At 50.2% G+C, this 25,043-nt stretch carries 22 protein-coding genes; 10 read left to right on the plus strand and 12 right to left on the minus strand.

Annotated features, from left to right (window positions below; translation table 11 throughout):
- Positions 1-96: 96 nt before the first annotated feature.
- Entirely contained in the window at positions 97-624 is a 528-nt protein-coding gene (locus C2U68_RS07900) for a hypothetical protein (protein ID WP_140911930.1), read from the minus strand.
- Positions 625-732: 108 nt separating this feature from the next.
- On the opposite strand from C2U68_RS07900, the gene traF reads away from it, so the two are divergent.
- From traF to C2U68_RS07915, 3 genes are read left to right on the plus strand one after another with little or no spacing between them, the layout of a single operon-like run.
- On the plus strand, positions 733-1,680 hold the full coding sequence (gene traF, locus C2U68_RS07905; protein ID WP_140911931.1) for a conjugal transfer protein TraF: 948 nt from the start codon (positions 733-735) through the stop codon (positions 1,678-1,680).
- A 33-nt stretch (positions 1,681-1,713) separates the two neighbouring features.
- Positions 1,714-3,162 carry a conjugal transfer protein TraH gene (locus C2U68_RS07910; protein ID WP_140911932.1) on the plus strand — a complete coding sequence of 483 codons (1,449 nt, stop codon included), beginning with the start codon at positions 1,714-1,716 and terminating at the stop codon, positions 3,160-3,162.
- Entirely contained in the window at positions 3,159-6,836 is a 3,678-nt protein-coding gene (locus tag C2U68_RS07915; RefSeq protein ID WP_140911933.1) for a conjugal transfer protein TraG N-terminal domain-containing protein, read from the plus strand. The genes C2U68_RS07910 and C2U68_RS07915 overlap by 4 nt, the downstream gene beginning before the upstream one ends.
- Before the next feature lie 431 nt (positions 6,837-7,267).
- Here the strand turns inward: C2U68_RS07915 and C2U68_RS07920 are convergent, their stop codons facing one another.
- From C2U68_RS07920 to C2U68_RS07940, 5 genes are read right to left on the minus strand one after another with little or no spacing between them, the layout of a single operon-like run.
- On the minus strand, positions 7,268-7,771 hold the full coding sequence (locus tag C2U68_RS07920; RefSeq protein ID WP_140911934.1) for a FlhC family transcriptional regulator: 504 nt from the start codon (positions 7,769-7,771) through the stop codon (positions 7,268-7,270).
- 6 nt (positions 7,772-7,777) lie between these two features.
- A complete protein-coding gene (locus C2U68_RS07925) occupies positions 7,778-8,056 on the minus strand; it encodes a flagellar transcriptional regulator FlhD (protein WP_140911935.1) in 279 nt (92 codons plus the stop codon).
- Between the two features lie 2 nt (positions 8,057-8,058).
- Positions 8,059-8,610, minus strand: coding sequence for a transglycosylase SLT domain-containing protein (locus tag C2U68_RS07930; RefSeq protein WP_140911936.1), 552 nt, complete (start codon positions 8,608-8,610; stop codon positions 8,059-8,061).
- Between the two features lie 58 nt (positions 8,611-8,668).
- Positions 8,669-8,902, minus strand: a complete 234-nt coding sequence (locus C2U68_RS07935) for a hypothetical protein (RefSeq protein ID WP_140911937.1) — start codon at positions 8,900-8,902, stop codon at positions 8,669-8,671.
- Positions 8,903-8,904: 2 nt separating this feature from the next.
- A complete protein-coding gene (locus C2U68_RS07940) occupies positions 8,905-9,873 on the minus strand; it encodes a ParM/StbA family protein (RefSeq protein WP_140911938.1) in 969 nt (322 codons plus the stop codon).
- A 147-nt stretch (positions 9,874-10,020) separates the two neighbouring features.
- Between C2U68_RS07940 and mobI the strand changes: the two genes are divergently transcribed.
- Both mobI and C2U68_RS07950 read left to right on the plus strand, forming a co-directional pair.
- A complete protein-coding gene (gene mobI, locus C2U68_RS07945; RefSeq protein WP_140911939.1) occupies positions 10,021-11,028 on the plus strand; it encodes a conjugative transfer protein MobI(A/C) in 1,008 nt (335 codons plus the stop codon).
- Positions 11,029-11,101: 73 nt separating this feature from the next.
- Positions 11,102-12,328: an IS256 family transposase gene (locus C2U68_RS07950; RefSeq protein ID WP_140911940.1), complete on the plus strand. Its 1,227-nt coding sequence runs from the start codon at positions 11,102-11,104 to the stop codon at positions 12,326-12,328.
- A 69-nt stretch (positions 12,329-12,397) separates the two neighbouring features.
- Here C2U68_RS07950 and C2U68_RS07955 read toward each other — a convergent pair whose 3' ends face one another.
- Positions 12,398-12,691, minus strand: a complete 294-nt coding sequence (locus C2U68_RS07955; RefSeq protein WP_186289541.1) for a hypothetical protein — start codon at positions 12,689-12,691, stop codon at positions 12,398-12,400.
- A 114-nt stretch (positions 12,692-12,805) separates the two neighbouring features.
- Here C2U68_RS07955 and C2U68_RS07960 point away from each other — a divergent pair, with 114 nt between their 5' ends.
- Positions 12,806-13,903, plus strand: coding sequence for an IS5 family transposase (locus C2U68_RS07960; RefSeq protein WP_140911941.1), 1,098 nt, complete (start codon positions 12,806-12,808; stop codon positions 13,901-13,903).
- A 165-nt stretch (positions 13,904-14,068) separates the two neighbouring features.
- On the opposite strand, the gene C2U68_RS07965 is transcribed toward C2U68_RS07960, so the two are convergent.
- The 5 genes from C2U68_RS07965 to C2U68_RS07985 form a co-directional block, all read right to left on the minus strand.
- A complete protein-coding gene (locus C2U68_RS07965; protein ID WP_140911942.1) occupies positions 14,069-16,366 on the minus strand; it encodes a phage/plasmid primase, P4 family in 2,298 nt (765 codons plus the stop codon).
- Positions 16,363-16,698 carry a hypothetical protein gene (locus tag C2U68_RS07970; protein ID WP_140911943.1) on the minus strand — a complete coding sequence of 112 codons (336 nt, stop codon included), beginning with the start codon at positions 16,696-16,698 and terminating at the stop codon, positions 16,363-16,365. The genes C2U68_RS07965 and C2U68_RS07970 overlap by 4 nt, the downstream gene beginning before the upstream one ends.
- A gap of 2 nt (positions 16,699-16,700) precedes the next feature.
- Positions 16,701-16,916: a hypothetical protein gene (locus tag C2U68_RS07975; RefSeq protein WP_140911944.1), complete on the minus strand. Its 216-nt coding sequence runs from the start codon at positions 16,914-16,916 to the stop codon at positions 16,701-16,703.
- 117 nt (positions 16,917-17,033) lie between these two features.
- Positions 17,034-17,771, minus strand: a complete 738-nt coding sequence (locus tag C2U68_RS07980; RefSeq protein WP_140911945.1) for a hypothetical protein — start codon at positions 17,769-17,771, stop codon at positions 17,034-17,036.
- The gene (locus C2U68_RS07985) at positions 17,771-18,883 is read right to left on the minus strand and encodes a tyrosine-type recombinase/integrase (RefSeq protein WP_140911946.1); all 1,113 of its coding nucleotides are present in this window, start codon (positions 18,881-18,883) and stop codon (positions 17,771-17,773) included. Before C2U68_RS07985 ends, C2U68_RS07980 begins: the two co-directional genes overlap by 1 nt.
- A 456-nt stretch (positions 18,884-19,339) precedes the next feature.
- Here C2U68_RS07985 and C2U68_RS07995 point away from each other — a divergent pair, with 456 nt between their 5' ends.
- The 4 genes from C2U68_RS07995 to C2U68_RS08010 are packed head-to-tail and all read left to right on the plus strand — an operon-like array spanning position 19,340 to position 24,814.
- The gene (locus C2U68_RS07995) at positions 19,340-21,508 is read left to right on the plus strand and encodes a class I SAM-dependent DNA methyltransferase (RefSeq protein ID WP_140911947.1); all 2,169 of its coding nucleotides are present in this window, start codon (positions 19,340-19,342) and stop codon (positions 21,506-21,508) included.
- Positions 21,509-21,513: 5 nt separating this feature from the next.
- Entirely contained in the window at positions 21,514-21,927 is a 414-nt protein-coding gene (gene rhuM, locus C2U68_RS08000) for a RhuM family protein (RefSeq protein ID WP_140912017.1), read from the plus strand.
- The gene (locus C2U68_RS08005) at positions 21,924-23,399 is read left to right on the plus strand and encodes a restriction endonuclease subunit S (protein ID WP_140911948.1); all 1,476 of its coding nucleotides are present in this window, start codon (positions 21,924-21,926) and stop codon (positions 23,397-23,399) included. The genes rhuM and C2U68_RS08005 overlap by 4 nt, the downstream gene beginning before the upstream one ends.
- Positions 23,396-24,814 (plus strand): RNA-binding domain-containing protein, encoded by a 1,419-nt coding sequence (locus tag C2U68_RS08010; protein WP_140911949.1) that lies wholly within the window; start codon positions 23,396-23,398, stop codon positions 24,812-24,814. The genes C2U68_RS08005 and C2U68_RS08010 overlap by 4 nt, the downstream gene beginning before the upstream one ends.
- The last annotated feature ends 229 nt before the right edge of the window (positions 24,815-25,043 follow it).

Below are 25,043 nucleotides of genomic sequence, written 5' to 3' on the forward strand. Positions count from 1 at the left end.
TCTAACTGGTTGAATTGTGGGGGCGTTTGCCGATGATTGACTGATTTGTCACAAGCTTGTCCACAGATTTTGTGGATAAGTCGGTGATTGCCGCGCTTAATTGATGTCGGATCGGCCTTTTGGGCTCACCACGTCGAATGCCGTCGGAGCGCGTAACTCTAAGCGGCTGAGGCCGTTCCGGAGCAATTCGTTACGCCATTCGAGGAGTTTTTCGGCCAGCTTGAACAGGCGCATTTCATCCAATTCGGTTTGTCCGGGTGAGCTTTGGGGATGAGCAGGAATCGCGCCTAATTCGGCGTCGACGTCTCTTACTGCCAGAGCATGGGCGAGTTTCAACCAGAATTGATCCTCATTTAACGACTCGCTGAAGATTTTGTAAATGAGTTTTGATTCTAAGGAGTCGGACACCATTCGGTGAGGGAGTCCGGGGATATCGACGACCAAATCGGCACATTGGAACCGTTCGGCGTAGCTCAAGAGTTTTTCGATCAGCGCGCGATAAGGCTCGGTGGACTTTAGGTTCTTTCGTTCTGCACTGAGCACGCATCTGTCAGCCAAGAACAAAAACTCCAGTAATAACCTGTATTCATCTTTCGAAATAGAAATTTCCATGTCATCGATCATCAAGGTACTCGTTGAAAAGGGATTGAAACGGCCAGGGGGCCTGAGTAGGTGAATTTCAGAGGCATTTAGCCAGCGGGTTTGAATTTTTAAAAACGAGATAATGAAACCATGAATCCATGTCTGCTCCTATTGCTGTGCCTGCTGCTCCCGTTGATGGCTCGATCCGATGAGGGAGAGCCGTCTTTTTTTCTGGACAAACAGCGGGGATGGTTTTGGCGTGAAACAACTCCTGACACTAGTATAGAGCAAACTCCCAGTCCGCCTCAGACAGAGGAAAAGATTTCATCAAATCCTAATCCTCCCTCTGAACCCCCTCGGCCGCCTGAATACCTCTCTGCTGAATGGTTTAGAAAAAATCTCGAACACTACAAGGACGCCGCCATCGATAACCCCACTGAAAAGAACGTGGCGGCTTACTACTACTTGCAACGGGTAATGATGGATAAAGCCCAGAAGTTTGCCACTGTGGCGCAACGAGTAGTTATGAGCGATCCGCGGCTGGACGAGAATAACCGGCGGCCGCTGGCCACGTTTGCATCCAATGCCGCCAATCAAATGGCGACACAGGCGAATGAACAGGCCATGTCGACGATATCCAAACAAGCTGGCCTTTTGTTTTTTTTTCGTTCGGATTGCCATTTTTGCGAAGCGCAAGCGCCCTTGTTAACGGTGTTGGAGCAGCGTTTCGGTTTCAAAATTTATCCGGTGTCTTTGGATGGCAAGCCGATGCCGTCGGGATTCTATAAGCAATTCAGATCGGATACTGGACAGGCAAAGGCGTTAGGCGTGATGTCTACTCCTGCTTTGTTCTTAATGAAGCCCCCAAACGAAATCTTGCCGATTGCCCAAGGCGTTGTGTCGCTGGACGATTTGACCTCTAGGGTATTGCTGTCGGCCAAGAATGCCGGGTGGATATCGGACCGGCTGTTTAGCACGGCGCGCGGGGTGACAGATTCAACTTTTTTGATTCCGGAGGCGGGGACATTGACCGAGCCGGTAATGAACGATCCTGGCCGATTGGTTGAGGCATTGCGCGCGCAACCCGTGCTGCCTTAACCGTTTCTATTCAATAGCCTACTAGGAGCTGTTATGGGGCACTTGCGTATTACTCGAATCATCGTTCTGGCGTGGATGCTAGTGCTGCCGGCCAGTGGGTTCGCTGACTTGCAACAGGAAATGGACGCGATGTTCGGCACGATGACCAACGTCACGACGCCAACCGCACACCTAGGCCAGAGGCGAGGGGTCATTACAGGTGGATCCGTAGTCTCCCGTAATAAGATTGTGGAAACTAACTTGGTTTCCTTTCAACCCCCTTCGTTTAGCGCCGGATGCGGGGGTATCGATTTATTCGGTGGCAGCTTTTCTTTCATTAATAAGGACCAGTTCATTACCTTGATGCGCTCTGTCGCTGCCAACGCAACGGGATACGCCTTTCAATTGGCTATCGACGCGATGTGTAATCAGTGCGGAGTTCTTATGTCCGGCCTGCAAAAACGGATCCAGGACCTTAATCAAATGTTCTCGAATTCCTGTCAATTGGCTCAAGGCATTGTGAACGATGCCACCAGCTTGTTACCGGCATCGGTCACCGAGAATATGAAAAAATCGAAAATCTCCTTTTCCAAGGGGGTTACCGATGTCTTCGGGGCGCTGACCAACACTTCGACACAAGGCGACCCGACTAAACAAGTCTCCAACAACGCGCCTACCGAAATGAAGAAGATTATTCAGGGAAACCTGGTGTGGCGAGCTTTAAACGAGAAAAACGCGAAAAACTGGTTCCAATTTGGCGGTTTGGATTTACTCGAAGCGATGATGAGCATCAGCGGCACGGTCATTGTTAATGAGCCCTCGGCGGCCAGCGATGGACAGGGAGATACCAATCCTGTCGTTGTGTTAAACGGCATTATCGGGATGAAAGAGCTGTTAAACGGTTCGGGTAGCGGCAGTTATAGCAAAGTCAAAATCTACGATTGCGATACGACCGAAATCGACGGTTGTTTGAATCCGGTCATTAAAGACGTGACCTTAGTCGGGCTGCGTAAACGAGTGTCCGACTTGTTGATTGGTAATAGCGTCAAACCGGGTTTGGTTTACAAATTCGGCACCAATACCGGCGACTTAACTCCGGATGAAATGGCATTTATGGAGTTGGTACCAGGGGCCGTCGCCGCGATGATCCGGAACATGGCCAGACAGGATTACGGTATGGCCAGATTGTTTGCGGAAGATGCGGCGCCAGCAATCGCGCTGGAGTTAGCACAAGCGATGGTCCAGAACTTATACGATGCCGCCCGCTATGCTTCCTCACTTGAAGATAGCGCGTACGCCGCGAAATTGGCCGATACCTTAAGCGTGGCTAGGCAACAAATCGAAGACGATTCCACTGAATTGGCGATGCGATACGGCAATATCAAAGCCGTGGTCGATTTTTATTCGAACATCATGAAAGCCACTCCAACCCGTAACTACGCAGCATTCGATCAAACCGGCGCTAGCGCCGCCAATTATCCCACTCAGGAGGAAACCAAGTGATTTACGAAATATTTTCGATTGGAGACTCCCAGTTCCTCGCAGCGATACTGAATGCGATCGCCATGATTTCTTTAACCGACGATTACAAAGGAGCTGCTGCAGTCGGCGCATCACTGGGAGTGACGATGGTGATGCTGCGAGGTTTGACCCAATTCAATGCGAGTGGCATTCGCTATCAGGATGTCTTTGCCTCTATGCTGATTTATACCGCGCTCTTTGCGCCGGGTGTAGTCGTCAAGGTTGAAGACGCCTATTCTGGTAACGTGGTTGTGGTCAACAATGTGCCGTTTGGGCCGGCGGTAGCGGGTTCCATCCTGTCCAATATGGGTTACCGCTTGACGCGTTTGTTCGAGCAAGGATTTTCGGTACCGAGTATGACTGAACACGGGTTCGCGGATCCGCTCAATACCTTAATTGCTGTCCGAAAAAGCCTGTTATCACGGATAACTCTGGGAAAAGCCAATTCACCGAGTGCCAAGGTCGATCTGGAAGCTTCGTTCGTCAATTACGTAAAAGAATGTACGTTAACCGGGGTCGATTTAAATCAGACCACGTTAGACGCGATCATGCGTACGGCGAGCGTGATGACGGCGATACGTTTCAATTCCAAAATCTACACCACAGAAGTCTACTTGGGCGCCGGTCCGACTGTCTTGACCTGTACCGATGCCTATGCGGCGCTGGATGATTACATTACCAAGTATGGCATTACCGGTTTAGAAGACTTACTGCAGCAAACTTTGAATCTCGCAAGGTCGGAGGACGTGTCCACGCGGATCAGCGATGCGTTAACAGCCTTGTCCAATAGCACTATCAGTGCGAACGATTACATGCTGGCGAGCCTGATCGTGCCAATGTTCGAAAAAGGTATCGTCGGGCGCTACGAAGATGGCTTGAAGTGGAACAAAGCGGCCATGGTCCATCAATCCATCCAGCAACGCAACATGCAATGGGCCGCAGAACAGACGCTGTTTACCCGGATCGTCCGGCCGATGATGACCTGGATAGAGGGTCTCAGTTACGCCATTACCCCGCTCATGGTCTTCGCCGTCATGCTGGGGTCTGCCGGGATTTCGATGGTTGGCCAGTACTTCAAAATGCTGTTATGGATCCAACTGTGGATGCCGATCATGGCGGTCATCAATTTGTACATCACCATGTCGGCTCTCGGAAAAATGGACGCCCTGGATGCGCAAGGCTTCAATATTCCCTCGATCGAAGGGATTTACCAAATGGATATGGTGTTGCAAGATTGGGTGGCAATCGGCGGCATGCTGGCGTCTTCAACGCCGGCGATCGCCTTGATGCTGGTCTACGGCGGCTCGGTCACCGCCACGCATTTCATGGGCCGCATGCAGAGTGGAGATTATATCGACGAGCGTGCAGGATCGCCTGCCGTGTTGGCGACGGCCCCGGTGTTTGCCAATCAGTCGGCCTATCAACACTCTCCGCTGAAAGGCACCCACCGAACCGGCGCGGAAAATGTGCTGCCGACCTTCAATGTGTCTCGAGAGGCTTCCGAAGCCGTCTCGTCGTCATCGAACTATATGCGCCAGGCCGGTGCTCAATTTATGAGTTCACTGGCGAATTCGGCGGGCAACAGTTTTGCCTCGAATCGCGACGCCTCGACAGGACAATCATTTTCTCGCCGGCTCAACAGTAGTTCGTCGGAAACCGATAAGCTGATGCGCAGCGAAGGGTCAGGGTACGCACAGCGGTATAGCGATACCGATATGACCTCGGATCAATTTGCCTCGGTGTTGTCAGGCGCCATGGCGCTGGGTGGCAGTGGACTGGAACGAAAAGGTGGCGATGAAGCCGAAGGTAATTCTAAAGGTGGCTCCAAAAAAGACATGCTACAAGCCAATATCAGCGATAGGTTGCAAAGCCAATTCGGCTTAAACAGCCAACGTTCGAACGAAATCGCCAACGATATGGCCACGCGCTTGACCGAAGATGCGGGATTTCAAACGGACTTGGCCCGTAGCGTGGCATCCGATGCGCAGTCCGGTACCCGCGAAGTTGTGTCGCTGGGTCTTAACAACCAAACACTACAAAGTTTGCAATCGTCTGCCAATGATGTGTTGTCCGCTTCGGAAGCCTATAGCGCCACGGCGTCGATGCAAAGCCGCCTCGGCACGAACGCCCAATTCGGCGCATTGGAATCCGGACAGGCGATCAGTACAAAACCCGGTTTAATGAGCCGCCTGAATAATGAGTTAACGCGGTTTGGGTTAAGCGGCGATGCACAGACACTCGCCAGTGACTGGAGATCCTCTGGTTTAATTACCGATAAAAACCAGGCCTACGCGGCGGCCGGCATGTCGTTGTTGACAGGACATTCGCCGGCGAGATTCAGATCTATGAATCCAAGCGAATCGCAACAGGCAAAAACGGCCGGGTTCGAATTGCTGCGCGACTCGTTCGCAGCGAAAACCGGCGAGATAGCCGACCCGAACAAGAACGCGGGTCTTCGAGCCGATGCGCCCAAGCACGGCCAGGCACGTGCGGAATTTGATCGCGCCAGCGTGGTTGACCCACGCGCGGCGGCCGGCAATTTGCCGCATCAGGTGAATGCACGGATGAGCGAAATTGGCCGAGCGGTCGGCGCCGGCGAGGCGAAAGTCAGCGAGTTTCACGATACCGAGAAAAACGAGCTAACCGCCGGAACCCGATCTGAATTTGCAGAAATGGCGGGGACCAAGGCTGACTACTTTGCCAAAGAGATAAACCATCTGGCCAGAGGCGAAAAATCGGCTGGAGAAATGAATTACGATGGTGTAGCTGGGGCGCTGTATAGTACGAGACTGCAATTAGAATCATTGGGAAATGAGGCCTACGGTATTGCAGGTCCATTCTACGATGCAATGTCAAAACATCTTGCGGAGGGTGATGGTTATGCGGATGCGGCACAAAAAGCCTTTAGTGAAGCAGGTGAAGGCGGAAAAAAAGCCGTTGAAGCTTGGAGGAACACAAAGGGCAACGAAGTGGCTAATCAATTAACACCGGCCCAGCTCGAATACTACAAAGCGGCGCTCACGGAAACAGGCATGGGAATAAGGCCAGCTGATTTTGGTTTTGGAGATGGCGCTGGAACCGCAATAGCGCGTGAAAAATTAGTGACCGAACACGGCGAGGGTATCGGCGGCGATATCGCCGAATTGTTGAATCGGGCTGCAACGCAAAATCGACCTGATTTAGTAAGATCGATCGGCAACTATAATAACGCCATAAAAAAAAACAGTGAAGCCGGATCAGTAGATTCACCTACTGATTATCATCCGAAAGCTGATTACGCCGTGCCCAGTCACTTGAAACCAATTTTCGATCGAGTGGAACGTCAATACGGTCTTCCATCGGGTCTATTGGCCCGTATGGGCGAAGTGGAATCGACGTTCGATCCACACGTCGAATCGGAAAAAGGAGCGAAAGGCATTATGCAGTTAATGCCTGAAACTGCAGATAGGTTTGGTGTTACAAACCGCGAAGATCCGGAGCAAGCGATTGACGGGGCGGGGCAGTATATGCGGTTTTTGATTGATCGCTACCACGGTAATTTACAATTAGCAGTGGCGGCTTATAACGCAGGCGAAGGAAATGTTGACAAATATCAAGGCATTCCGCCGTTTAAAGAAACGCAGACGTATGTTAGAAAAGTAATTGGATTATCTTAATGGTAATACGTTGTAATTCATCAAATTCAACCATGATAGGCAACCATCAAGAACAAGAAAACGAAAAAAAGAAGGACGCGGAAAAGCAATCCTAATAAAGTCATATGCTTTTTTGCTTTCCGGAAAACCTGAACGGTCCCACCACATAACCTGCAACTTGAGTGCACAGCGACGCCGTACTCAAAATACACGTACGGCACAATTCTGCGGCGGCAATGCGGGCAAGCAATGCGGCCATCATCGATATGGTTGGGGCGGATCGGCAGATAGCGAATTTTTTGACTGTTGAGTTTTAGCATTAGCAGGTTGGTGAAAAACTCTTTTTTGGCTTTGAATGACTCTATATTTAGTGGTGATGAAGCTATTTTCCCACTAAATGCTGGTTCGATTGAGCAAAATTAGTGTCTGAAATATGGTTTTTCACCAACCTGTTAGTGCGAAGCGTTACAGTAAGGGCATCGTTTTGCTAAGCGGCTGTCATCACAAGCCAAATATTGTTTTTCGCATTTAGGGCAGGTTTCAAAATAATTTGTCTCACATCGAAAGTCCCTTGTCAATGTCCACGCCTCATTGATCGTTTGAGGATGTATATCGAGTTCCATATATTTTGGTACCAACATTTTAAAAATATCCCAGGATTCGATCACAAGCCGTACGTCCACAGAATTTTGTTGTTTTCCATGCAATTGTGCGTATATATTCATAAATAAGGTTGCGTAGAGTTGATTCTTGCGATTGGACAGGACATAGGCAGATGACGATAGCAACCCAGAGCTTGGTGATTTCAAATGCAATTCTTTGTAAAGTCTTCGCAGCAACAGTTTTGATAATTGTGTATGAATAAACACGATAGACGTCCGAAAACCCGCTCTAATCATTGTGAGAGCTAATTCATGTCTATTGAAAACCGTAATCGCCTTGTCGTTGTGGCTCATAAATAACTATCCATTTCTATTTAGAATTTCTATAAGTGTTTTTGGGTCCGGTTCTTTTGAGTCTAATATTTTTCTAAATTCATCACATTTAATTCGAGGAGAGAACAAAAAAAATCCTGATTTAGATAAAGTAATTACTTCGTCAATACTGATGCTGCTTATTAGCTGTGCTGTTTCCTTGTCTAATCCAAGTAAAATTTTCAATTTGCTGGATTGATCATCAAGCATGGACTCTCGAATGAACAATAAAAGCTTTAGATTGAACGCTTCGATTGCCTCCGTCATTGTTAGTCTCCGAAATACTTTCTAAGCCTATTGGCAATTAGCGATATTCTTTTTCCATAGGCGTATGCGCGTGCCAGTCGATCGGGCTCGTTGCCATAACCTGCATGATAACGACCTAATCCGAGAGTTTTATCATGCGGTTCTGAGCGAATGGCTTCGGCAAGTATGTCGGCGCCGATCCGAAGGTTAACTTCTGGATCGAATAGGCTTTTTATATCGCTGACACGATAGCCGTTCCATTTAATATTTATCTGCATCAATCCGACATCAATCGATGTAATTCCTTTTTCGAGTTCACGTGCTAAGGCATTTAAAGCATCCCCACGGTTTCGCGGAAAAATAGCCGTTCCAGCAGCGTTGATGGCCAATGGCCATGGTGTTATGGTGTAATTCGCACTGTATTTCGATGACTCCATTAATGATACGGCATACAATTCAAAGGGGTCTAGCCCTTTTTCTGCGGCAATTTTTCCCCAATTCGAGTTTATCAGTGCATTCGAGTAAGCATTAGCTGACAAAGAAACTAGGTACAAGATAAGTAACAATTTCCGCATATGTTTGGCTTACTTATTAAGAAATCACAAAAATATAAAAATGCAATAGCAAAAGTTTTCAATCTTCGGAAGCTAAGCTCGATTTGAGTTTTGATAAGGTTGACTCAGACGCTAAATCACTAGCTGATATATAAGCAACGGCGGACGAGTTTTGTAATCCGAGTTGTGAGATGACAACAGCCATGGTTGCTAGCGTCCGCACTCGTTCCGCCCGATCTCGGGAGTTTATTCTTTCGATATCGGCGTAAAGCTCTGGGTTGGCATTCGGATTGATTGTCACCAATACTTTCACCGTCACCCCCTCCCGAAATAGAAAAAGCCTAACGCGTTGGCAAGTGTTGGCTGCGATGGCGTAAAGATGGGGTTCAAGGGGAAAAATTCTTTAGTTGCGTTCTGGTAAAGGGATGCGCCACCACCGCCCAGTAAGACGATATCAACAGAACCCTTCTCTCGGCGGAGAGATTGTTTCATGGCTTCTAATGCGATCATCGAGATCGATTGTGCAGCCGCGGCCAAATAATCCTGGAGAATAATCTCTTGGCCCAGCAATAGCACATTACTGCTTCCGGATCTCAAAGCATCCTCAATTTTTTCAGGGGTCAATTTGCCTCCATGGTCGTCGCAAATCAATTCACTTGTCTTGTCTAGCAACACTGACATAGCTTCTAAGCTGGTTCCGGACGACGCAGAAACAATTTCACCTTCGTTCAATAGCACCCAATCCACCGAAAAATAACCTGGGTCGATCACTAATACCCGGCCATCGCTTAAACGTCTGTCTTGCGTCGTAAATAGTTGTTCGACGAAGGCGCCGGTTGGCTGCGGAACGACGTGAACCTGTTCTACAGCGACTTGCCGTTTCGGGGTAATTTGGTGAACACCTTTGAGCTGATTGGCCAATGCTTGCCGCGCTGACCTGTCTTGCCATTGTGATACTGGGAGACCTGTAACCAAGACGTCGATAACAGAACGTTCGGATGATAGTAAGGCGGCATAAAACAGCGCTTTATAAGAGGAGGTGTTTGTATAGTCCTGATGTAGAGCACGGTTCCAATTGCTCAGTTTGCTGACACTTATGCCAGCGCCCCACGCGACGCCGTCGAGCGTGACACGTAAAGTATCGCTCGCCCGATCGATTGCTTGGGGCAAGTGTTCAACGGGTGCAGCCCCGGCGGGAAATAATTTTGTGGTTGGTGGTGCAAGTTGATCACCGAATGCGAGCTTAACGTTCGAATAACCAATATCTAAACCGAGTACAAACATGAATATAGTCCTGATTACGTAATGGAAAGGTCTGGCGACTGATGATAGACGCGCGTCGATCTTACCAAGATCGATCAAAGGAACCCGCTGGCTAAATGCATCTGAAATGCACTTTGCCAACGGGTTTAGATTTTCAAATACGCTAGCATGGCAGTTTTCAACTCAGGCAAGGAAGGTGAGGCCATGGTCGAGACGGGATCCTGTAACTTGACCGGGACGGTTGCATACCATCATTATAAAACTCCGCCCGAAGTATGCGCGTGGATATTCAAGCAGCTTGACCAGTTGCGTGAACAGGCCAGTTTAATCATCGAACAATATACGGACAACTATTCTGGTTTGGTTAGAACAATTGTGGGCGTCGATCGTTATCCATTGGGTATTAAGCTAGAGCCAATGACAAACGATAGATTCGCTGTTACATGGGGTATCGGTAAGTGGGAACAAAACAAATTCGTTCAAACGAGAAAATTCAATCTACAAAGTAATCGATTTCGTATTTATTATATAGATGATTATTTGGTCGAAGCACCCATAGAGTTAAAGAGCTTGGCGAATGAGACGGAAAATAAAATCGAGCGCATCAGAAAGCTGCAGCATTATTTGCTAAAAATTATTGCTCATATTGTTAGATATGAGTCAACCTCTTCTTATGGTAATGATGATATAACCCAGTCGATCTTAAAAGAGAGGGGGCAAGGTTCTGAAAATATATGCATGCCATTGAATCAAAGTGACAGGCAATCATGTAATGAAGTTAATAAATGGATTATCAATCAGAGAGCAATTCTTCATAAAGAGGCAGAATATTACGTGACTTATTATTGGAGCAACAATCGAAAGAGCGTCGCCTTAGAATATCCGTCAATTTCGCTTGGACTTAGGATAAAAAACAATCGCAGCAACTCGATTAGCATAGAGTGGTTTGAGGCCAAATTTGTTGGAAAAAGGGTATTTGAAAAAAAACGTTTCAAAAAGCCGAGAAACATTAATACTTATACAATTTTAGAAAAAATAATTATGTCTGAGCCGGAATGGTTTGCACAACTTGTTCGGGACACAGAAGAAGAACTGGTTCGAATCAGGAAAATGATTTGTATTCTATCCGGCATAAAAGAAACATTATTGAATTACCAAAATATTGACTGCTCGTAAGCGATAGAGGGTGTAAGAATTTTTGTGTAAACGGCCATTAGGCAGGAAACTGCCAGTCCTTAAAGGAGAAAAAATGACCGTAGCAAAAACCATCCCGACTGAACTGCTCGATAGCTTGCTATCAGGCTATCAAAAACCTGAAGACCTGATAGGCGAAAACGGCCTGCTGAAGCAATTAACCAAAGCTTTGGTTGAGCGCGCATTGGAAGCCGAACTGACCGAACATCTGGGTCACGCCAAGCATGAGCCCGTCACTAATCCCAGCGGCAATGCACGTAATGGCAAGAGTCGGAAAAACCTCAAAGGCGACTTCGGTGAATTGCCGATCGAGATTCCGCGAGACCGGCATGGCAGCTTCGAGCCGCAAATCGTCGCCAAACATCAAACGCGCTGGACAGGCTTCGACGACAAGATCATCTCGCTCTATGCCCGTGGCCTGACGGTGCGGGAAATCCAGAGTCATCTGGAAGAGCTATATGGTGCCGAGGTATCGGCTTCCTTGATTTCATCGGTGACCGATGCGGTAGCGGATGAAGTCAAGGCCTGGCAATCCCGCCCGCTGGAACCGATTTATCCCATCGTCTATCTCGACTGCATCCACGTCAAAGTCCGTGATACCGGCGCCGTGAGGGTCAAAGCTGTCTATCTGGCGATTGGCATTAACCTGAATGGCGAGAAGGAAGTCCTGGGGCTATGGATCGCCCAAACCGAAGGTGCCAAGTTCTGGTTGCAGGTGGTCACGGAACTCAAGAATCGCGGCGTGCAGGATATTTTCATCGCCTGCGTCGACGGACTGAAAGGGTTTCCCGAAGCTATCGAAACTGTTTATCCGCAAGCCGCCGTCCAGCTTTGCATCGTTCATCTGGTACGCAACAGCCTGAACTACGTCGGTTGGAAAATGCGCAAACAGATTGCTGCTGACCTCAAGCGCATTTATCAATCGGCCACCGTTTCAGAAGCCGAGCAACAACTGGCCGAGTTCGAAGCGCAATGGAATGGCGATTATCCTTCGATTGCCCAGATATGGCGGCGCAACTGGAGTCGCGTCATTCCATTCTTCGAATATCCGCCGGAGATACGCCGCATCATCTACACCACCAATGCCATCGAGTCAGTGAACATGAGTCTACGGAAAATCACCAAGAATCGTGGTTCGTTTCCCAGCGATGAGGCATTATCGAAACTGTTCTATCTGGCTCTGATGAATATCAGTAAAAAATGGACTATGCCCTTGCATGACTGGAAAGCGGCTTTAAATCGGTTTAGCATTCAGTTTGAAGACCGGATGCTGCCCCGTTAATTAACCCCGTTTACACAAAATTCAGGACACCCTCTCTCCAAACTTTCCACACACATTTTACCTCTTTCATCAGACGAAGCTTGTCGGCAAAATCGGTTCAATCCCATCAAACTCTGCTTCTGGATGATGTTTCGTTATCGATTGCTTGATGCTTTCTATCCTGGTTTTAGGAACATCCACCAATATTAGAAACTGGCCTTGTTCAATAGCCATCTCGAATTGTTTTAATTTTGAATTACCTGTACTCATTCCAGACAAACCACCGGCCAACGACCCGATGGTGGCACCAGCCATAATGAGCCCTAGAATTGCACCGCCCGCAATGACAAAACCGGCAAAACGCAAACCGATCAGTCCTGCCACTAAGCCGGTCGTACCACCTAACAGGCTGGTGAAAAACTCCCAAAGCCAAGCAATTCAAGACCGATAACGGCTGGTACCGGTTAAAATAGGCTACCTAAATTTGGAGATGCCCCAATGCGCGGACACGATGCCATCCAACACAGCTGGTTCAGCTATGTCAGCCTGGAAGACCGCATACCCAAACAGCATCCGTTGCGTCGCTTACGGCTATTGGTCGATGGCGTCTTAGCCTCGATGGACTCGGTTTTCGCCGAACGTTACTCGCATACCGGTCGCCCGTCGATTGCCCCTGAGAAACTCTTGCGGGCCTTGCTGTTGCAAGTGCTCTATACCGTTCGCAGTGAGCGACAGTTGATGGAACAACTGGACTACAACCTGCTGTTTCGCTGGTTTGTGGGGCTGGGTATTGATGACGCCGTTTGGGAGCGCAGCGTCTTTAGCGCCAACCGCGAGCGCCTATTGTCCGAATCCCTCAGCCGCGAATTTTTCACCCGAGTGCTGGCCATAGCCGAATGGCAAAACCTGGTGTCCGACGAACACTTCAGTGTCGATGGCAGCCTGATCGAAGCCTGGGCCTCGCACAAAAGCTTCGTAAAAAAAGACGGTAGCGGTCCGGATAAGCCCGCCGGCCGCAATCCCGAGGTCGACTTCAGCGGCGAAAAGCGCAGCAACGCCACCCACCAAAGCACGACAGACCCGGAAGCGCGGCTCTACAAGAAAGGTGAATACACCGAAGCCAAACTGCGCTACATCACGCATGCCTTGTCCGAGAACCGCAATGGCCTGATTGTCGATGTCGAAACCACCCAAGCCACCGGCACCGCCGAAATCGAAGCCGCCCAAAAAATGATCAAACGCCGCGTGCCCAAAGGCGGCAGCGTCGGTGCCGACAAAGGCTACGACCAACCGGCGTTCGTCAACCAACTCAATGCGCAAGACATCAAAGCCCATGTGGCCCGTAAAAAGACCGGCAGTGCCGTCGATGGCCGCACCGCTCGCGGCAAAGGCTATGCCCAAAGCCTCAAGCGCCGCAAAATCGTCGAAGAAGCCTTCGGCTGGATCAAGACTGTCGGTGGCCTGCGCAAAACCCGCCACATTGGTTTAGCCAAAGTGGCAGGCCAAGCCTTATTTTGCTTTGCCGCGTACAACCTGACACGGCTGCTGAACTTACTGGTATTCACGCCGAAACCGGCGTGGGCTACGCCCACCTAGGGCGAAGTGCGCCTGAAGGCCGTTCAAGGACGGCGTCAGGTGGATAAAAAGTCCTTGAAACGCCGGTAAATCCGTAGAAACTTGGCTTCATGGTCAATTTCAACGCAAAAAAAATCACGGCAACCCTGGGTAAGGGGAAATATTCGTGAGTTTTTCACCAGCCTGCTAATGCACTGCAGGCAAAAAAAACTTGCTGGTATCGGGTTTAATTCCGATCCATATAGTTCTGCCGTTGGAGCGCCGCCGGTCAAAACCCCGTTCAGATAGTCTTCGACCAAAGGTTTTAGCATTGCTTGCATTCAAACCATTCGACGCGCACCAGGATTTGTAACTTTCAAACAGCTCGTTTCCTGCTGTTTCCGTAGGCGATCCGCATGAGCATCGTTCTTCAATCCATTGGCCGATAATATCCTGCTCGTCTCGATAGTCGGCGGTTGCCATGCGTATTGTTTCCGGTGTGTCCTTAAGGCCTTGTGCGTCCCATTTCAAACAGCCTTCAACCATCCACGCGAGAATGTGAGGCGCCTCGGCTCTAAGTTTTTCAGATAACTCCGGGTCGCGCTCGGATTCCTTAAACGTGCGCAGGAAAGGAATCAATCGGATACGCCGCCATAAGCCGTAATCCGTTCCGCGAATGACTGGCTTATGGTTTCCCAGCATCATCAATTTAAATTGCGGAGTAAATTGAATCGGCGCCGAATAAAGTTTTCGAGCGGTCATGGTGTCGCCGCCAACCAAACTTTTAACCAACGACTCCGCTAAGCGGGCTCCGTCCTCGGTTTCAGCACTGAGCGCCAGCCGAGCGCCAATCAGATCGGCAATTTCAGGTGTTGCGGAGCCGGCTTGCCTTTTTGTTTCGGTCAAAGACTCCGGAGCAATGGCGCGAGCATAGTCGCCCAAAATATAGCGAATGGTATCGGCGAAAACGCTTTTACCATTGGCGCCCAGCCCGAAACAGAACACAAAAAATTGTTCCTTGGTCGAACCGGTTAGCAGATAGCCACACCAGCGCTGCAGCCAATCAATCAACTCCGCATCATTTCCGAAAATTTGATTTAGAAATGTTATCCAGCGGTTCGCCTTATCTGAAACACCCATCTCCGGCACGTTTAGTGCTTTCGTTATCGCGTCCTTTTGCATCGTCGGCCTAACCATGCCTGTTTTCAGGTCGATTAACTGCCTGCCGTTATCCATCCCGGCAAGAAATGGATTGGCGTCTATCTGCGCCGTCGATATGCGCAAATGCTCAACGTCCTTCAATAAGGATACACACGCAACTATCGTCCGGGCTTTTTGCGATTCCCGTGCCCACTTTGCAAACACATCGCATCCGTGCAAGTGTTTGCGGCCTTCGCTGTAAATCTGTCCTGACAATCGAGCGGCCACTGATCGAACGCCGGCTTCATCGATATCCCAGGTCCATGCGCCATCGAGCCAATGCAACCATGCCTTTGCATCATGCACATAAAGAAGTCGATCCCCATAAGCATCGGCCAAGCGCCAAGCGTTGCCCACCTCGGTCAAAGGGTGCGTGTTCTCGGTACCGTCTCGAACGTCTAGGCCGATTTGATAATTTTGCAAACCTGTATGAGGATTAAACAGGTTGGACAAATCAACCGGCTTTCGCGCTTTCGGATTTTCCCAGCCGTTGCGCTGCGCTTTGGCGAATATAGCCTGAAACCCGGTCCGCTCGGCGCTGAACGTTTCCCACCGCCACAGGTCGCTGCCTGGATCGTGTTTGTCCGACCGCGCCGACCATTCCGACCACAGCCGAAACCCGTCCTCGCCGAGTTGCGATAGCGCCTGGCCAACGGCGATCCATTCGTGATAATCGTCGGCCGGAATGAACCGTAACGCCGACTCGATTTCAGATAGGTCCGCAACAGCATCCGCGTCGTGCATCCTGGTCGGCGCCGCAGCGGGAAATATCGGCGCGATATTGCACAAGTCTACCGGCGTGCCGTCTATAACGTGCGTTTCATACGGCGCACCGAGAACGCGCCCGATGTAGAACGTCTGGCTGAGGGTGAACGACTCACGTGCCAGAACGCCACCCAGCGCACCGTTGAGCCGTCCGACGAACTCTCGCCGCTCGTGCGGTGCGTAATCGCGGCTCAACGGCGCCATAACGCGCCAACGTGGCGCATTCGGCGTGTGGCTTGGGCTGGTGTAGATTACCGATCGAATGCCGGCCAGCTGTAGCAACGCCGCGGCCGTTTCTGGTGAGAGTTCGCCTGCATCGTAATCCGCCTCAATGCCGGCCACCGACAATACGTTACCGTCATGCCGCAACGATCCGCGCGGCGTACGTTGTTCGCCAAACGTCGCGAGTTTTATAAGCTGGCAGTCGGTTTTGCTGGGGTATGTCGGCGGATTTTGGCAGCGATCGACCAAATCCAGCCAGGTGATATTTTCGGCTTTTGCTTCTGTGGCGCGCACAGTGGGGAACGTCGTTACTATCATCGTTTTCCCTCAAACTGCCGAACCGAAACAATAAAGCCGTTCAAGCGTTCGCCGAATTGTATTTTCAGCTCGGATAAATTCGCCGGCTCGAAGTAGTATTGGGCATAGCTTGCGATCCGACCGGTTTTAGAGTCGCCGGCCGGCGCGGTAATTTCCTCGGTTTCAATCGGCCACTTATGCCGATTGCGTAGCGATTCGATGAATACCGCTAGCCGATAACTTCCAGTTTCGGATTGAAATGCGTTGTGAACGATGCACCTGCCGTCTAGCAGGGATAAAGGAGCGCGTGCTGTCAGTGTGTTGACCTTGGGAAATGTTGGCGGCGTTTTCATTTTCAGCCGCCTTGGTTTTGCCGGTCGACGCAAGCAAAAAACTCGGTCTCGTCAATCAAAACCCGACGGCCAACCCGCTTAAACGCGCTCGCAAAGCCGTTAGTTTTTTCGTTGAAGATTAAATGCCTCAATCCGCCCTGAGGCGGCCATGAATGGTGTTTATTCCATTCGGGGACCGGAATTAAACGGCTTGCGGTTTGTGCTGCTTTAGCGGTCATAAATTGCCCCTTGAATTCAGATTTAGTGAATCGCCGCTTGGTCTTGCCGTTTGCGGCTTGGGGTAATTGTTCTGTTTGAACAGGTGTCGAAACGATGGCGGGGCTTAAAATCCGTTATCAGGCCTTATTGGCGCGTTGGGTGTAATTTTTCCATCTTTTTGTAAATGCACTCCTAGATAAGCTGTTGACACCCGGCATACTCAAACAACTCTCGCCTCTGTCCTGGCCGGTTGTTACTTCATAACCTTTCGGCGGATTGGTAACCATTCGCCCCCATACTTGAATCTCGTTTGGCATTTTCGACAGCTCGATAAATAATTCCCTTGTCGTGTCGTCAATCACATGAAACCAATCATCCTTCTTGAGAGGTGAAGACAAAAGACGTGATATTTCAATATCGTTCTCTAGGCTAACCCCGCCAGCCGCTTCGGCTTTGGGCCCAGCTTGGGGGCGTAATTTCTGTGCAGCTTCGTATTCTGCCCATTCTTCAGCGTTCGTAATCCAACCTGTATCTACGCCCTGAGATTTACACCATGCAATAAATTCAATCGGGCGTATTTTGGCTGGCGGGTTTGCCTGTGCGTGCCACCGTACCAACAGTATATTTGCCCAAGATAGCAAATAGTCGGAATTTACAACTCTACCCGCCAGATTCATAACTTTTCCGGCGTCCTTATAAATTGGATTATCGAGCGTTAGGGGAACAATACCGTTTACCAAATAAGCCGCTTGCTCTGGCGTCCATGTTTCGAGTTTTAGGTAAAACGTCAATCGTGTTTCTGTCAAACTATGAGGAAACTTTTCCACCTTTTCGGGCGGCAGTGGCCCAGCATATCCAGCAAACACAAAATTCATCACACGCTCCCGAATAGTCGTGTATTCATGCGTTCGACCACGTTGGTAATGTGGCCGTCTGATAGATGGGCATAGCGCTTAACCATATCCAAGGTGCGATGACCGAGCACGGCGGCAATGTCGACCATTGAAGCGCCGCCCATCGCCAAATATGAGGCGGTGCAATGTCTTAAATCATGCCAGCGGAAATTATTGACCTCGGCCCGTTGCAAGGCATTTAGCCAAGCTTTCTTGAGCTCGATTGGTTTGTGTGGGTGCGTTGGTGATGGGAAAACCAGGACGGTATCCAAGCGCCTGACCTTGGCTAGTTTTTGCAACTCTGCCAGCGCAAGACTGGTTAAAGGTACGCGGCGACGGTCGCCGTTTTTGGTTGCATGCAGGATGATGCAGGGCTCGGATAAATTGACCACGCCCCACGCGGTTTCGGTGGGTGGGTTTTCAGGTTCACGCCAATACAGGTTCATGGTCTCCGATTGCCGCATACCCGTAGAGATAGCCAGCACAAAAGCCGGATAAAGCAAATCGTTAGGCGACTCTTTGCATGCCGCTGTGAGCCGGGATAGTTCGCCGTCGTCCAAAAAGCGGACAATACCGCGCGGTAATTCCGGCAACTCTACCCGGCCATCTCTAAGCGGTGATTGTTCGAGCCAATGCCATTCATTGACGCAGCGTTTCAGAATATCCTTGGCGACAACAAAATATTTGTTGATGGTGGCCGCGGATAATGGCTTCCCCTTGCGCCCCGATTTAGCCAAGCTATCGCGGGCTTGGGCAAAGGTGGCAGTGGTCAAGTCGGCCATCACGCAATGGCCTATTTGGGCTTTCCACCATTCCAGCATGGGGCGCCGGTTTCGTTGTTCGATACTGTTGAACCGAGTTGGCAGAATGTCGGCGCTGTAGCGGTCTATGGCATCGGCAAAAGTATGCTTTTTCGCTTCGTTGGTTTTGAAGTGTCGGCCTTCACGGATTGCCGATTCTGTAGCGGCTGCCCATTTCTTGGCATCGGTCAGCCGGCCAAAGGTGGCGGATTGCACCGGGTAACCTTTCAGCCGGACTTTAACCCGATAGGATTTTTCGCCGGTGTCAGTGGTGCGTGTTTCGATGGTCGCCATATAAACCCCTTGGGGGCAATGGCGCTATAATTTGCGGTAGCCATTGCTTAACCCTGCTTGTTAAGTAAATCGGTCAGGGCTTGGTTGTGTTGGTAGCACTTCCAGGCCCGTTTTGTTTGCGGGTTAAGTATACACCGTGGGACACTCACGGGGCACTAGCTGGCAAAAATTAGGCAAAAATGACAAAAAGACACGACAAAAACAGATTCACAACCTATTGAATAATATTGTTATTATTTGTCGTTACTTGTTGTGAGCTTTTGACAGACTCGCACTCGTAACGCGAAGGTCGTAGGTTCGATTCCTATTGCCGGCACCATTTGATTTGCCAATACCCGTTCAATAGCCTATTTTGCCGGCTTCGGCCTGCGTAAGCGCTTGCGGCGGAAAACGCAAGGATTGTCGAATCGGTTTCAAGGCCAACGGCATCCGCCAATCGATCACGGATTAACAAAAATGAACGGCGAAACCCATAGCCAACTGGCCAATTTTATTTGGAGCATTTGCAACCTGCTGCGCGGCCCTTACAAGCGCAACGAATACCGCAAAGTGATTCTGCCGCTGACTGTATTGCGGCGCTTCGATTGCCTGCTGGCGCCCAGCAAGGATGTCGTATTTGTCGAATCCCAAAAGCTACAAGGCAAGCCCGAGCGCGTCATCCAGGCTAGATTGCAATCGCTAACCGGCCACCGCTTCTACAACCTATCGCGGATGCAGTTCGATAAAGACGCCGATCATTCCCTGCTCAACGATCCAAACAATCTGGCGCCCAATCTAAATAGCTACATCAACGGTTTTTCGCCGAATGTGCGCGCCATCATGGAGAAGTTCAAATTCAGCGAGCAAATCGCCCACATGGCGGAAAAGAACATCCTGTTCGAAGTGGTCAAGGCCTTTGCCGCTATCGACCTGTCTCCGCAACGGGTCGATAACGTCCAGATGGGTTATGTCTTCGAAGAACTCATCCGTATCGGTGCCGAGCAATCGAACGAAGAAGCCGGAGAGCATTTCACCCCGCGTGAAGTCATCAAATTGATGGTTAACTTATTGTTGGACCCTGAACATGACTTGGCGCAAAGTCATGTGGTTAAAACCATTTACGACCCGGCGTGCGGCACCGGCGGCATGCTATCGGTAGCCGAGGAATACATCCGCAAGCTCAATGCAGATGCTAAGCCAAAACTCTTTGGCCAGGATTTTAACGACGAGGCTTGGGCGGTCTGTAAGTCGGACATGCTGATCAAAGGCGAAGACGCCGACAACGTCATTCTCGGCGACACCTTCACCCGCGACGGTTTTGACCGCGACAGCGACGGCAACAAATGGACGTTTGATTACATGCTGGCCAACCCGCCGTTTGGTGTGGAATGGAAACAGCAACAGAAAACCATCCAGCAAGAAGCCGATACCTTGGGCTTTGCCGGTCGCTTTGGAGCCGGTACGCCGCGCATCAACGATGGTGCATTCCTGTTTCTGCAACACATGATTGCCAAAATGCGCCCAGTCGCGGCGGGTGGCAGCCGCATCGGCATTGTGTTTAACGGTTCGCCTTTATTTACCGGTGATGCGGGGAGCGGCGAAAGCGAAATCCGTCGCTGGATTATCGAAAACGACTGGCTGGAAGCCATTGTCGCCTTGCCGGAACAACTGTTCTACAACACCGGCATTTCCACGTACATCTGGATCATCAGCAACCGCAAGGAGCTGCGGCGCAAAGGCAAAGTGCAATTGATCGACGCCCGCAATTTCTGGGTCCCAATGGAAAAATCCTTGGGCAACAAGCGCCGGCGAATCGGCGATCCTAGCGACAAAGCCAAAGACCCGGACCATATCGGCGAAATTACCCGCATTTATGCCAATTTCACCAATGGAGAAACGCGCCGTTTTGTCGTCGATGGCAAAGACAAACAGCTTGTAGTTAGCAAAGTGTTCGACAACGAAGACTTTGGTTATCACAAGATCACTGTCGAGCGTCCGCTCAGGCTCAATTTTCAAGCCAGCGCCGAGCGGATCGCCCGCCTGGAACAGCAAACCGCATTTATTAACCTCACCAGTAGCAGTAAAAAGAACGAAACCGTTCGCCAGCAGGAAATCGAAGCAGGCCGCGCCCGCCAACAACAAATCCGCGATCTACTGGCCGCCTTTGCCGCACAGCATGGCGACACACTATTTTTAGATCGCAAACAATTTTTGCTGACACTGCGCGACATCAACCGCGCCCATGACGTGCGCCTGTCTGCCCCGGAACTCAAAGCCGTGTTGGCTGCACTGAGCGAGCGTGACGACGCCGCACAGGGAAGTGCCAGTGTCGCGGGAGGCAGGATGCCGGGAGCGACGGCAAATATCTGCACCGACAAGCAAGGTAACCCGGAGCCGGATGCCGACTTGCGCGACACCGAAACCGTCCCGCTCAAGGAAAGCATCGACGAATACTTTAAGCGTGAAGTGTTACCGCATGTGCCCGATGCCTGGATTGACCACAGCAAAACCAAAATTGGTTATGAAATCCCGCTGAATCGGCATTTCTACCGCTATGAGCCACCGCGCGAGCTGGAAACCATCGAAGCCGAAATCAAGGCGCTGGAAGGTGAGATTGTTGATTTGCTAAGAGAGGTGACGGCGTGACGGACATGCAACCAATCCAAGGACAGGGTGAAGTTATTCTTTACCAAACCGACGATGGGCAAGCCAAAATCAACCTCAAGGCCATAGACGGCTCGGTTTGGCTCACGCAGTTGGAAATTGCCGAGCTGTTTGCCGCCACCAAACAGAACATCAGCTTGCATATCAAGAACATTCTTAAAGACGGTGAGTTGGTCGAAGCTTCAGTTGTCAAGGAATCCTTGACAACTGCCGCCGACGGCAAGAACTACAAAACCAAACTATTCAGCCTGCCGATGATACTGGCCATTGGTTACCGGGTTCGCTCGCCAAGAGGTACGCTGCATGTAGGATGGGCTGTTAAGCCCATCAACCGGCGTTTACGATGGGCTTCATTGGCATTTAGCCCATCCTACGTTGGCTTGCGGGAGGCAAGCCGATGAAATACCCGGCTTATCCGCAATACAAGGACAGCGGCGTAGCGTGGTTGGGTGAGGTGCCCGTGGATTGGGAGGTAAAAAAGGCGCGATATTTGGCATCTATGAAAGGAGGCTCCACCCCTTTAACAACCGAAAACCAATTCTGGGATGACGGCAATATTCCTTGGGTTTCACCGAAGGATATGAAAATTGGCCGAATTACGGATACTCAAGATCACCTAACCTCAGAAGGAGCTAGTCAATGCGCTAGCGGCATTCTTGCGCCCGGCCATGTATTGATCGTGGTACGTTCCGGCATTCTCCGGCATTCGTTACCGGTAGCCATAAACGACGTACCGGTTACTTTGAATCAGGATATGAGAGCCTTCAAATTGGGCGCGCGTCTTGATGCAGAATACCTAAGGTGGTTTATCGAGGGTAACCAAAAGCTGTTGTTGGAACAGTGGTGCAAGTCCGGCACCACGGTAGAGTCCATCGAAATGAGTTATTTGGCAGACGGTTTGATACCAGTTCCTCCAAGAACCGAACAAACCACCATCGCCGATTTTCTGGACCGGGAAACCGGGCGAATTGATACGCTGGTGGCGAAAAAGCGCAAGCTGGTGGAATTGCTCAAGGAAAAACGCAGCGCACTGATTTCCCGCACCGTCACCCGCGGCCTGCCCGCCGACGCCGCGCGGGAATTTGGCCTGACCACCGGCAACGCCGCCGTCCATGAAGCGCCCGGCGCGTATGGTAGGCGTAGGGGCGAAAAATTTTTCGCCCCTACGGACGGCGCTGGCACCCCCGAAAAATTCAAGGATTCCGGGGTTGAGTGGTTGGGGGAAATTCCAGTAGATTGGGTAATAACTAATTTGGGTTTTGCCAGTACAAAAATCGGTAGCGGTAAAACACCAACCGGAGGTGCGGAAACTTATGTGAGTGACGGAGTAATGTTTCTGCGTAGCCAAAACGTGTATGACGAGGGCTTGCTCTTGGATGATGTAGTTTTTATCGCCGAAGAGGTTGATGTTGAAATGTCAGCTTCCCGCGTTTTCCCTAATGATGTCCTTTTGAATATTACGGGTGCTTCGATTGGTAGGACATCAATTGTTCCAGCAGAATTTCCGCTAGCGAATGTCAATCAGCATGTTTGCATAATTCGGTTAAAGAATAAGGTTCATAGCTACTTTATTGCATGGGTAATGAAATCATCCTCGGTTAAAGCCCAAATTGAAAATGCGCAAACAGGGGCTGCTCGAGAAGGGCTTAACTTCTCACAAATTAGCAAAATCAAATTGGCACTTCCTCCTATTACCGAACAAACCGCCATCGCCACCTACCTCGACCGCGAAACCGCCAAAATCGACCGGTTGGTGGAAACAGTCGAAACCGCAATCGCCCGCTTGCAGGAATACCGTAGCGCATTGATCACCGCCGCCGTGACCGGCAAAATCGATGTGCGAGCCTATTCAGCAAAACAGGAAACGGCATGACTTTGGATCGGGATCAACACTATTTGCGCGGTCTGGTCGAGGAATTGCGTAAATTGCCGGATGAAACGACTTGGCTGGAATTCAAGGCCAACAATAGCGACCCTGACGAGATAGGCGAATATCTTTCCGCGTTGTCCAATGCGGCGGCACTGGAAGGCAAAGCCAATGCGTATTTATTGTGGGGTATCGCCGATGACGATCACGCCATTCTCGGTACGGATTTTGCGCCAAGCAAAGCCCGCAAGGGCGGTGAGGAGCTGGAAAGCTGGTTGCTGCGTTTGCTGAGCCCACGTCTGCATTTCCGCTTCTTGCCGGTAGACATTGACGGCAAAGCGGTTGTAGTTTTGGAAATTCCACGCGCCAACGGCAAGCCGACGCAGTTTTCCGGCAAGGAATTGATCCGGGTAGGTTCTTATAAAAAGCCGTTGAAAGATTATCCCGAATTGGAACGCTCGTTATGGCGGGTGTTCGACCAAACGCCTTTCGAAGCGTTGAAGGCCGCCGAAAACTTGGCTGCGGCCGATGCGTTGGCATTATTGGATTATCCTGCTTACTTCGATTTGTTAAACCAACCGTTGCCGACCGATCAAGCCGGCATACTGTCTCGTCTCGAAGATGCGGCTTTGTTGGCGCGGAATGTCGCAGGCGGCTGGGACATTACCAATTTGGGCGCAATCTTGTTTGCCAAGGATTTACACCGATTTCGCGGTTTGTCGCGCAAGGCGATGCGGGTGATTGCTTACCAAGGCAAAGGTCGGCATAGCCCCAAGCAACGCGAGCAGGAAGGCCGCAAAGGCTATGCGTCTGGATTCGAAGGTTTGATCGATTACGTCAATGCGCTATTGCCGAATAATGAAGTCATCGGCAAGGCGCTGCGACGGGACGTGCCAATGTACCCAAGTTTGGCGGTACGCGAACTGGTAGCCAATGCTTTAATCCACCAGGATTTTTCGATTACCGGAGCCGGGCCGCTGGTCAGAACCGAACGTTTTTTGGATAGCCCGCCGCGCTCCCGGAACGAGGCTTTGGCGTCGTCGATGCGATTGTTCGGTATTTGCGAGGAACGCGGCAGCGGGGTTGATAAAGTGGTGTTCGAAACCGAACTTTACCAATTGCCAGCTCCCAGTTTCGAAACGGCTGAAGAATCAACGCGAGTTTTACTCTTTGCCCACAAAGCATACAAACACATGGATAGTCAGGATCGTATCCGCGCCTGTTATTTACATGCTTGCCTGCGTTATGTGCAACGCGATCCAATGACTAATGCCAGCCTTCGCGAGCGTTTTGGCATTGAGCCTGAGAACAGCGCGATGGTTTCCCGAGTCATCAAGGAAACGCTGCTGTCTGAATTGATTAAACCTTTCGATCCAGAACAAGGAAAGCGGCATGCCAAGTACCTGCCGTTTTGGGCTTAGCTCTTATTTGATGGTTATTTGACTAAAACAGACATTTTAGTAAACAACCAATGCTAACCAACTGATTTATAAGTACAGTTTATAGAGTTCTTTTTGATGGCTATTTGACTGGCACGTTTCGTAGCGGATATTAAGCCACCGTAACCAACCAGGAAAAATTGGCAATTAGTTAAGTAAAACGACTTTTCCTTAACTAAGCCTGGAATTAAGTTAAGAAACAACAAGGACA

The organism is Methylomonas koyamae, from assembly GCF_006483455.1.
Classification (GTDB): Bacteria; Pseudomonadota; Gammaproteobacteria; order Methylococcales; family Methylomonadaceae; genus Methylomonas; species Methylomonas koyamae_B.